Below are 9,804 nucleotides of genomic sequence, written 5' to 3' on the forward strand. Positions count from 1 at the left end.
CCGTGCCCGTCCGGGTCCTGCCGCCCCGCGCCGGAGAGGGGGCACCCGGGCGAGCCGGGGCAGCCTTGCGTGCGGGGGCGGGCTTGCCGCCTCCGTTGCCCTGCTGGAGGGCGTCTGTCAGCTTGCGTACAACGGGCGCCTCGATCGTCGAGGACGCCGAACGGACGAATTCACCGAGTTCTTGGAGCTTGGCCATGACGACCTTGCTCTCCACCCCGAACTCCTTGGCGAGTTCGTATACCCGGACCTTAGCCACTTCGCTCCTTTTAGGTCCGGGTGCGTCCGGACCGTCGCTACTTCATGGGCGTACTCATCGCGTGCTCATCGAGTGCTCATCGCAATCTCGACCTACTTCCAACTCGCGGAATACCGGGCCGCACGGAGGTTCCGTACGACTCGCTCTTACTGTGTCGCCTGCTCGACGTAGAGGCGCAACGCCTTTGTGTCGAGCGCTCCCTGGGCACGCAGCGCCCGTGGGAACGCCCGGCGGCGTACCGCCAGGTCGAGACAGACCAGGGCGGGGTGCAGATACGCGCCCCGGCCGGGCAGCGTACCGCGATGATCGGGAGCGCATTCGCCCTCGATCGCCACGATCCGCAGCAGTTCCTTCTTGGCCGCTCGCTCCCGGCACCCCACACAGGTGCGTTCAGGGCATGCGCGGGCTCGCGTCCGGCCAGACACTGCTAAGTCTACCTCCCCGCACCGACCTCACCCCTTCGGGGGAAGAATCGAACGGTTGTTGTCGTGATCTAAGCCACTCGCGGCCGAGATCTATTCCCCTGCCTGGTCGGACGGCTGTTCGGTGTCCGGACGGATGTCGATGCGCCACCCCGTCAGCCGAGCCGCAAGCCGGGCATTCTGCCCTTCCTTGCCGATCGCCAGGGACAGCTGGTAGTCCGGCACCGTCACGCGCGCGGAGCGGGCCGCGAGGTCGACCACCTCGACCTTGGAGACCCGCGCCGGGGAGAGCGCGTTGGCGACCATCTCGGCCGGGTCGTCCGACCAGTCGACGATGTCGATCTTCTCGCCGCTCAGCTCGCCCATCACCGCGCGCACCCGGCCGCCCATGGGGCCGATGCAGGCGCCCTTGGCGTTCAGACCGCTGCGGGTGGAGCGGACGGCGATCTTCGTACGGTGGCCGGCCTCGCGCGCGATGGCGGCGATCTCCACCGACCCGTCGGCGATCTCCGGCACCTCCATGGCGAACAGCTTCTTCACCAGATTGGGATGCGTACGGGACAGCGTCACGGACGGACCGCGCACACCCTTCGCCACCCGGACGACGTACGACCGAAGGCGCATGCCGTGCGGGTACGTCTCGCCGGGGACCTGCTCCTGCACCGGCAGGATGGCCTCCAGCTTGCCGATGTCGACGAGCACGTTCTTCGGGTCGCGGCCCTGCTGGACGACTCCGGTGACGATGTCGCCCTCGCGGCCCGCGTACTCGCCGAGCGTCGCGTCGTCCTGGGCGTCTCGCAGGCGCTGAAGGATGACCTGCTTGGCGGTGGTGGCGGCGATCCGGCCGAAGTCGGACGGGGTGTCGTCGAACTCGCGCGCCTCCTGCCCCTCCTCCAGGTCCTCGGGGTCCTCCTTCGCCCACACGGTCACATGACCGGTCTCCCGGTCGAGCTTCACGCGCGCGTGGCGGCGGCTTCCCTCGGTGCGGTGGTAGGCGATGAGGAGCGCCGACTCGATCGCCTCGACCAGCAGGTCGAAGGAGATCTCCTTCTCCCGCACCAAGCCCCGCAGGGCACTCATGTCGATGTCCACGGCTACGCCTCCTCTGCGTTCTCTTCGTTGTCTTCGTTGTCGTCGATGTCGTCGTTCTTGTTCTTGCGGTTGAACTCGACCTGGACGCGGGCCTTGACGACCTCCGCGAAGGCGAGCCGCTTGGCGGTGGGCTTGCGCCCCTTCACGCCGGGCACTTCCACGTCGATGCCGTCGTCGTCCACGGCGATGATCCGGGCGACCAGCTCACCGCTCTCGGCCAGCTGGAACTTCACCAGCCGGTCGGTGGCACGTACGTAGTGACGGTGTTCGGTGAGCTCGCGCTCGGCGCCGGGGGTCCCGACCTCCAGGGTGTACTCGCCCGCGCCCATCGCGTCGGTCTCGTCGAGCTTCGCCGAGAGCGCGCGGCTCACATCGGCGATCTGGTCCAGATCGGCACCGGAGTCGGAGTCGACGACCACGCGCAGCACCCGCTTGCGTCCGACGGAATCCACCGCGACCTCTTCGAGATCGAGTCCCTGGGAGCCGACGAGCGGTTCCAGCAGTTCTCGCAGCCTCTCGCTCTGGGTCGTGCTCATCCGGGTGACTCCTCGGCCGCGTGTGCTGTTGTGGGTAGGGCGCGTGTCTGGTCAAAGGGTATCCGGTCCGAGGGTGTGTTGCCGTCCACGTGTGCCTCCGGCGGTGGAGCGGGGTGCCTTTGAGCTCGGGTGGTTGCGGTGGTCGGGCGAGTGCGGGTCGGTGGGGGCTGATGGCGCCGTTCCTCGCGCCCCTGGGAGGTGGCCCACGAGCCGGTGACGTGAGTCGGGGGGATGCGCGGGTACCGTGATCACGGGCGTGCCGCCCTTCCCGTCTTTTCGCCCGCCTTTTCGTTCGTACGAGCCCCCGAGGACGATCTGCCGTGCCCTTCCCCCCGCCTCCGCGCGCCCTCCCGGGGCCGCGCAGAAGGAGCCTGCTCGTCTCGGCCGCCGGAGCCGCCCTCCTGGTGGGCTGCTCCACCGACGCGGACGACTCCGGGACCACGGGCGGCAGCGAGTCGGCCGCCGAACACGCACGCGCGCGTGCGGCCGCCGACAGCGAGGCCCTCCTCCAGCACTACGACGCGGTACTCGCCGCACACCCGACACTGGTGGACCGCCTGGACCCGCTGCGGGCAGAGGTCGTACGGCACGCGGCGGCCTTCGGCGGCAGCAGCTCGACGCCGTCCGCTACGGCCACTGCCTCGCCGTCCGCTTCGGCTACGGCCGTACCCCCGACCCCGAGCGACGCCCTCGCCGGTCTGGCCGCCGCCGAGCGGAGTCTCGCCGACCGGCGGGCCAAGGCGCTGCTCGATCTGCCCGGCGAACTGGCCCGGCTGCTGGCCTCGGTGGCCGCCGCAGGGGCCGCGCACGCGTATCTGCTGACGGAGGGTGCCAAGTGAGCAGTGAGGAGAAGGCCGCGGAACTGACCGCGCTGCAGGCCGCGTTGGCCGCCGAGCACGCGGCGGTGTACGGCTACGGCGTCGTCGGCGGGCGTATCCGCGAGGGTCGGCGGACCGAGGCCAAGGCGGCGTACGACGCCCACCGGGCCCGGCGCGACGCACTGGTCCGCGAGGTGCGGGACCTGGGCGGCACGCCCGAGGCCGCGTCCGCCGCGTACGCGCTGCCGTTCCCGGTACCGGACTCGGCGGCGGCCGTACTGCTCGCCGCGGAGCTGGAGGACCGGGTGGCCGGGGTCTACTCCGACCTCGTGCGGGCGTCGACGGACGGGGTGCGCGGTACGGCCGCTGAGGCGCTGCGGGAAGCGGCGGTCCGGGCGGTGCGCTGGCGCGGCGGGAGCGTACCCTTCCCTGGTCTCGCCGAGCGGGCCGCGACCCCCACGGCCTCGGCGACACCCACGGCGTGATCCGCACCGGGACGCAAGACCGCAGGACCGTAGGAAGGGAACAACTCGCGCATGGCTTTCGAACCGCCGCAGCGTCTGGTGAGGGCGCTCGGGGAGACGGCACCGAGCGGTGACGACTGGTTGGGGAAGCTGCCCGAGCTGGCTCAACAGGCCGTTGATCTACGCGAGTTGACTGTGGAGCGGGTGCAGGTTCCCGGCGGGCGCAGCAGTTTGGTCGTGCTGGTGCGGCGGGCCGATGGAACCCCGGCCGTGTTGAAGCTGGCCCCGCGTCGGGCCCGCCCGGAGAGTGAGCGGGCCGCGCTCGCGCGGTGGGGTGGGCTGGGTGCCGTGCAGCTTGTCGAGCCGTTCGCCGCCGAGGGTGTGCTCGTGCTGGAGCGGTTGCATCCCGATGTGTCGGTGCGGTCGTTGCCCGAGGCCAAGGCCTTGTTGGAGGCGGCGGGGACCTTGCGGCGGTTGTGGGTGGAGCCGCCCGCTGATCATGCGTTTGAGACTGTGGCCGAGCGGACGGGACGGCAGGCTCGGGCGATGCGCGACAGCGACAGCGACAGCGGCAGCGGTGGGGCTGAGGTTGCGTCGTTGGTCTCGGCGGCGTTGGAGGCTCGGGAGGCGTTGTTGGCTGCGCCGCCCGAGGTTCGGTTGCTGCACGGTACGTTTCGGCAGAGCAAGGTGTTGGCTGCTGAGCGGGTGCCGTGGCTTGCGGTGGGGCCGGATCCTGTTGTGGGTGAGTGTGCGTTTGATCTTGCTCGGTTGGTTCGGGATCGGGTCGAGGATTTGATCGCTACGCCCTCGGGGGCTTCTACAACTCGGCGGCGGATCAAGCGACTTGCTGAGTCCTTGGATGTGGATCAGGAGCGGTTGCGGGGGTGGACGTTGTTCCGGGCGGTGGAGTCTGGAGTGCGGGCACTGCGCGTGGGGCGGCCTCGGGATGCTGAGTTGTTGCTGGAATTTGCCGGGTGGCTTTAGGTCGGTTCTTTGGCTGCGGGTGCGTTGTGGCTGGTCGCGCAGTTCCCCGCGCCCCTAAAGACACTTGGCCCCGTTGTTTTATAGGGCCGCCCGGACTCCGTCCTTCCATACCTCCGTTAGGTTGCCGGGCAGCGCCTTGAGGTCGTAGGCGTTGCCCTCCACCAAGACCAGGTCTGCTCTGCCGCCCGGTTCTATGGTGCCCAAGTCGTCGTAGCCCAGCAGGCGGGCCGCCGAAGATGTGGTCGCCGCCAGCACCTCGCCCGGGGTCATGCCGCATGACTCCATCAGCGGTAGCTCGTCGAGGTTGGTGCCATGGGGGCCGATGCCGCTGTCTGTGCCCATGGCTATGCGGACGCCTGCCTCGGCTGCTCGGCGGACCGAGTTGGCGTGGGTCTCGGTTACCTCCTTGGCTTTGCGGAGCATCGCGTCGGGGATCTGGATGCCGGACTCGGCCGCTCGGATCACCGATACCGGGGCGATCAGGGTGGGGACCAGCCAGGTGCCTCGCTCCAGCATGAGGTCGATCGCCTCGTCGTCCAGGTGGATGCCGTGTTCTATGGAGCGGATTCCGGCTCGGACGGCGTTCTTGATGCCCTCGGCGCCTTGGGCGTGGGCCATGACGTAGCGGCCCTGCGCGGTTGCCTCCGTCACCAGGATGTCCAGTTCCTCCGGGGTGAACTGGCTGTGGCGGGGGTCGTCGCGTGGGGAGAGGACGCCGCCGGTGGTGCATACCTTGAGGACCTCGGCGCCGGCGCGCAGCAGGGTGCGGGCGGTGCGGCGCATCTCGTCCGGGCCGTCGGCGAGCGCGGGTGGGCGGCCCGGGTGCGGTACGGCGAGGCCGGCGCACTGGCCCGAGGGCATCCAGGGGTCGCCGTGGCCGCCGGTCTGGGTGATCAGGCCGATGGAGATCTGGACGCGGGGGCCCTTCAACAGGCCGTCCTCCACTGCCTGTTTGATGCCCAGGTCGGCTCCCGCCGCGTCGCGGACCGTGGTGATGCCCGCTTCGAGGGTGCGGCGCAGGTTCACCGCCGCTTCGTAGAACTGGTACGAGAACGGCTTCTGCAACGCGCCCAGCAGGCCTATGCCGTTGAGGGTGAGATGGACGTGGCAGTCGAACAGGCCCGGGAGCAACGTGCGGCCGGTGCAGTCGACTTGGGTGTCGCCGTCCAGGCCTGTTCCGATGTCGACTATGCGGTCTCCGGCCACCACCACGTCGGCGGGGGCGGGGGCCGCGCCGGTGCCGTCGAAGACCAGGCCGCCCGTGAAGACCGTACGGAGTGCGGAGTTGTTCATGCCGTCATCGCAACCTGCTTGTCGGGCTCGGGAGTTGTCCTGCGGGCCAGGAGACGTTCGGCGGGTGCCGCGAGGGTCAGGACGATCAGGTTCGCGGCCAGGCCGATCAGGCCCACGTTGACGTTGCCCGCCAGGTCCTTGTTCCAGAACGTCAGCCAGATGACGGCCAGTTCGCCCACGAACAGGCCCGCCAGGACCGGGACCTTGCCCACCGGGCGGCGGGCGAGGAAGCCCAGGGCGATGGCGGGGGCCAGTTGGACCGTGCCGCTGTAGGTGAGGAGGAGCAGGTTGGCCAGTAGGTCTGGGCGGAAGATCGCCAACAGCAGTGACAGGCCGCACGCCGCCACCACTGTGCCGTGGTTGATCCAGAACTGGGTGCGTTCGCCCTGTACGCGGGCGATGTTGCGGGCCACCAGGGAGGAGATGCCGATCAGGATGCCCGCGGCAGGGACCATCGCCGTCGCGATGGCCGCGATCACCACCAGGCCCGTCGCCCACGCGGGCAGGACCTGCTTGCTCAGGGTCAGCAGGATGCCGTTCGCGGAGCTGCCCGGCTTGAGCACGAGGATGGCGGCGAAGCCGACGATGATCGGCATGAGGAGGCAGAGTTCGTAGAGGGGCATCCAGGTGTAGTTGCGGCGCAGGACCTTCGGGTCGCGGGCGGACATCACCGCGGGCCAGGCGTGCGGGAGGCACATCAGGCCTACGCCGATCGCGCTGACCAACATGCTTGTGGTGAACCAGACTTGGTCGGCGGGGCCCGCGTGGATCGTCAGCATCTCGGGGTGCAGCTTGTCGATGCGGTGGAACATCGCGCTGACTCCGCCCGCGAAGTGGGAGGGGATGGCGACGAGGAGCACGCCCAGGACGATCAGCATGACGACGTCCTTGAAGTACGACGTCATCGCGACACCGTGCAGGCCCGCCCAGAGGACGAAGGCCACGACCAGCGTGCTGCCGATGATCATGCTGAGGGTGCCGGACGCCGAGTTGCCGGTGACCAGCTGGACGATCAACCCCAGCCCGGTGACCTGGAGTTGGAGGTACGGGAGTACGAAGACGACGCCCAGGACTGCCGCGACTGTGCCGAGCAGCTTGCTGTCGTAGCGGTCCTCCAGGTAGTCGCCCTGGGTGAGGTAGCCGCGCTCCTTGCCCAGCGACCACAGGCGCTTGGCGAGGAAGAACAGGACCATGTAGCCGATGGGGACGTACGGGAGTGCGTAGAGGGCCGCCACTCCGCCGCTGAACGCCAGGCCTGCCATGCCGAGGAAGGTGAAGGTGGTGAACACCTCGCCGGCCTGCAGGAACCACATGCTCACCGCGCCGAAGTTCCGTCCCCCGACGGCCCATTCGGACAGGTCGGCTGCGGGCTTGCGGCGGCCGGCGAAGCCGAGGACGCCGATCAGCACGATGCCGGTGAACGTCATGATCAGGATGGTCGTCACTGGTCGGCTCCCTCGGCGGCGATCTCGGTGGTGGTATCGGCCGACTCGGCGCTCTGTGCAGCCATCAGACGCTCCGTCAGCAACAGCGCGGGCGTACACATCACGCACCATGCCGCGCCCCATACGAGCATCCGGGGCAGGCCGAACCACAGCCCGTCGGTGTTCACGAACGGCAGGAAGGGCATGAGGGCCAGCGCGAGGGCCGGCACGGCGGGGATCAGGTGGTAGGGGCGCACTGCGCGGTCTCCTTCGCGGGGCGGTCGAGTCGGCGGACGGCGAGTTCGGCCAGTAGCGCGGCTCCATCGGCGAGCACGCTGTCGTCGAAGGCGGCGAGCGGGGAGTGGTTGCCGGGCGCGGTCTCCGGGTCGCCGGTGGTGTCGGCGCCGAGGAAGACGAAGGCGCCGGGCACCCGGTCCAGGACGCGGGAGAAGTCCTCCGAGCCGGTGATCGGGTCGGCCAGCGGTGCGAAGCGCTCCTCGCCGAAGGCCTCGCGGACGGTGTCGGCGAGGAAGTCGTGCTCGACGAGGTGGTTGACCGTGACCGGGTACTCGGGGACGAAGTCGACCTCGGCGGTGAGGCCGTGGGCCGCCGCGATGCCCTCGCAGAGGCGTACGGCGACCTCGGCGACGCGTTCGGCGGCGGCCGGGGTGAAGGTGCGCACGGTCGCCTCGAAGACGGCGTCGTCCGGGATGACGTTGCGCCGGGTGCCGGCGTGGAAGGTGCCGACGGTGACCACGACCGGGTCGAAGACGTCGAAGCGCCGGGTCACCATCGTCTGCAGCGCGGTGACCATCTCGCAGGCCGCCGGCACCGGGTCCAGCGCGGCATGCGGCCGCGAGCCGTGCCCGCCGGCTCCCACGACCCGTACGTGCAGGCCCGCCGAGGCCGCCATCAGCGTGCCGGAGCGGGAGCTGAAGACGCCGGTGGGGTACGACGACGAGCTCACGTGCAGTCCGTACGCGGCGTCGACCGGGCGGCCCGCCGCCGCCAGGACGCCCTCCTCGACCATGTGCCCGGCGCCGTCCCAGCCCTCCTCCCCCGGCTGGAACATGAACACCACGTCCCCGGCGAGGCGTTCGCGCCGGTCGGCGAGCAACCGGGCCGCGCCGACGAGACCGGCGGTGTGCAGGTCGTGGCCGCAGGCGTGCATGGCGCCGTCGATCCGGGAGGTGAACTCCGCGCCGGTGCGCTCGGTGACCGGCAGACCGTCCATGTCCCCGCGCAGCAGGACGACGGGGCCGCCGGGCTCGGCTCCTCCGCCGCGCAGGACCGCCGTCACGGAGGACAGTGACGTGCCGGTGCCGATCTCCAGCGGCAGTCCGTCCAGCGCGGCCAGCACCTTCTCCTGCGTGCGCGGGAGGTGCAGGCCTATCTCCGGTTCCTGGTGCAACGCCCGGCGCAGGACGGCCAGTTCGCCCTGGAGCTCGCGTGCGTCGTCTCTCAGAGTCATCCCGTTCCCCTCGTAGGTCACTCCCGCAACTCCAGGACGCTGCCCAGCCGGGCGGACGCTCGTGCGTCGGGCGCCGTACGGACCGTGCTTCTGGTCGGCAATGATGAGAGGGCGGTGCATCACCGCTGCGAATTTTGGAGAGATCCGCCGTAGAACGGCCGCCAATCCGAGGGATCCGCCATGCTGTCCGAATCCGACCTCGCCCTGGTCAACGCGTTGCAGCTCCGGCCGCGCGCTCCCTGGTCACTGATCGGCAGAGCGCTGGGGATCGGGCCGGTGACAGTCGCCCGGCACTGGGAGCGGCTGGTCGAGCGGCGTGAGGCGTGGCTGACCGCCTATCCGGGGGCGGCAGTCGGTGAACGGCTGGCGTTCGCGTTCGTGCAGGTGGACTGTGCGCCGGGCGAGGCGATGCGGGTGGCGCGCACGGTGGCCGGCGATGCGCAGCTGACTGCCGTCGACTATGTGGCGGGGCCCTGCGATCTGGTGCTGCATCTGGTGGCGTCGAGCCTGGAGGGGGTGTCTCGGTATGTCGTCGACCGGGTCTCGGGGCTGCGGGGGGTGGTGGGGACGCGGACGTTGGTGGCACCGCGGATGTATGCGGAGGGGAGTCGGTGGCAGGTTCGGGCCATCTCGCGTGAGCAGCGGGGGTTGTTGATGGGTGCGGAGCCCTCGTCCTCGCCGGGGATGGCGCCTCGGTTCGGGGAGCTGGACCGGGATTTGTTGCTGGCCCTTGGGGAGAACGCCCGTGCCTCGCATGCGGAGTTGGCTTCGCGGCTGGGGGTTGGCGCGAGTACCGTCCGGCGGCATTTGGGGGCTGCTCTCGCGGGTGGGGTGATTCGGCTGCGGTGTGAGGTTGCTCGGTCTCTTTCGCCTGCGCCGGTGACGATGTTGTTGTGGTTGCGGGTGCCGCCGGATCAGTTGGAGCGGGCGGCGCGGACGCTGGGGCGGTTTCCTGAGGTGCGGATGTGCGCGGCAGTTAGTGGGGCGGCGAATTTGCTGGTCGGGGTGTGGTTGAGGTCTGCGGGGGATGCGGTGGGGTTGGAG

12 protein-coding genes are annotated in these 9,804 nt (G+C 70.0%); 4 read left to right on the forward strand and 8 right to left on the reverse strand.

The annotated features are described in order from the left end of the window. The 4 genes from AC31A1_RS38935 to rimP all read right to left on the reverse strand — a co-directional run. Positions 1 to 256, reverse strand: a 256-nt coding sequence (locus tag AC31A1_RS38935) for a translation initiation factor IF-2 N-terminal domain-containing protein (RefSeq protein ID WP_489657808.1), incomplete at its 3' end; no start/stop codon positions are given. A 146-nt stretch (positions 257 to 402) separates the two neighbouring features. After that, positions 403 to 681, reverse strand: a complete 279-nt coding sequence (locus tag AC31A1_RS38940) for a YlxR family protein (RefSeq protein ID WP_489657809.1) — start codon at positions 679 to 681, stop codon at positions 403 to 405. A 90-nt stretch (positions 682 to 771) separates the two neighbouring features. Then, complete coding sequence (gene nusA, locus AC31A1_RS38945; RefSeq protein WP_033284955.1) at positions 772 to 1,770, reverse strand: transcription termination factor NusA; 999 nt, start codon at positions 1,768 to 1,770, stop codon at positions 772 to 774. Positions 1,771 to 1,772: 2 nt separating this feature from the next. Beyond that, complete coding sequence (rimP, locus tag AC31A1_RS38950; protein ID WP_489657810.1) at positions 1,773 to 2,306, reverse strand: ribosome maturation factor RimP; 534 nt, start codon at positions 2,304 to 2,306, stop codon at positions 1,773 to 1,775. Positions 2,307 to 2,626: 320 nt separating this feature from the next. Between rimP and AC31A1_RS38955 the strand changes: the two genes are divergently transcribed. From AC31A1_RS38955 to AC31A1_RS38965, 3 genes are read left to right on the forward strand one after another with little or no spacing between them, the layout of a single operon-like run. Next, complete coding sequence (locus AC31A1_RS38955) at positions 2,627 to 3,145, forward strand: hypothetical protein (protein ID WP_489657811.1); 519 nt, start codon at positions 2,627 to 2,629, stop codon at positions 3,143 to 3,145. Further along, complete coding sequence (locus tag AC31A1_RS38960; protein WP_489657812.1) at positions 3,142 to 3,609, forward strand: ferritin-like domain-containing protein; 468 nt, start codon at positions 3,142 to 3,144, stop codon at positions 3,607 to 3,609. Before AC31A1_RS38955 ends, AC31A1_RS38960 begins: the two co-directional genes overlap by 4 nt. A 51-nt stretch (positions 3,610 to 3,660) precedes the next feature. Continuing rightward, positions 3,661 to 4,572: an aminoglycoside phosphotransferase family protein gene (locus tag AC31A1_RS38965; RefSeq protein ID WP_489657813.1), complete on the forward strand. Its 912-nt coding sequence runs from the start codon at positions 3,661 to 3,663 to the stop codon at positions 4,570 to 4,572. A 78-nt stretch (positions 4,573 to 4,650) separates the two neighbouring features. Here the strand turns inward: AC31A1_RS38965 and AC31A1_RS38970 are convergent, their stop codons facing one another. Genes AC31A1_RS38970 through AC31A1_RS38985 form a run of 4 tightly spaced genes read right to left on the reverse strand, consistent with a single transcriptional unit; the run spans position 4,651 to position 8,760 of the window. Continuing rightward, positions 4,651 to 5,865, reverse strand: a complete 1,215-nt coding sequence (locus tag AC31A1_RS38970; protein ID WP_489657814.1) for a metal-dependent hydrolase family protein — start codon at positions 5,863 to 5,865, stop codon at positions 4,651 to 4,653. After that, positions 5,862 to 7,310, reverse strand: coding sequence for a sodium:solute symporter family protein (locus AC31A1_RS38975; protein WP_489657815.1), 1,449 nt, complete (start codon positions 7,308 to 7,310; stop codon positions 5,862 to 5,864). Before AC31A1_RS38975 ends, AC31A1_RS38970 begins: the two co-directional genes overlap by 4 nt. Continuing rightward, positions 7,307 to 7,546, reverse strand: a complete 240-nt coding sequence (locus tag AC31A1_RS38980) for a hypothetical protein (RefSeq protein WP_489657816.1) — start codon at positions 7,544 to 7,546, stop codon at positions 7,307 to 7,309. Before AC31A1_RS38980 ends, AC31A1_RS38975 begins: the two co-directional genes overlap by 4 nt. Beyond that, positions 7,528 to 8,760: a M20 metallopeptidase family protein gene (locus tag AC31A1_RS38985; RefSeq protein ID WP_489657817.1), complete on the reverse strand. Its 1,233-nt coding sequence runs from the start codon at positions 8,758 to 8,760 to the stop codon at positions 7,528 to 7,530. The genes AC31A1_RS38980 and AC31A1_RS38985 overlap by 19 nt, the downstream gene beginning before the upstream one ends. Before the next feature lie 180 nt (positions 8,761 to 8,940). Between AC31A1_RS38985 and AC31A1_RS38990 the strand changes: the two genes are divergently transcribed. After that, positions 8,941 to 9,804: Lrp/AsnC family transcriptional regulator (locus AC31A1_RS38990; RefSeq protein ID WP_489657818.1), on the forward strand; the 864-nt coding region annotated here is incomplete at its 3' end.

Source organism: Streptomyces sp. P5F9 (genome assembly GCF_057961495.1).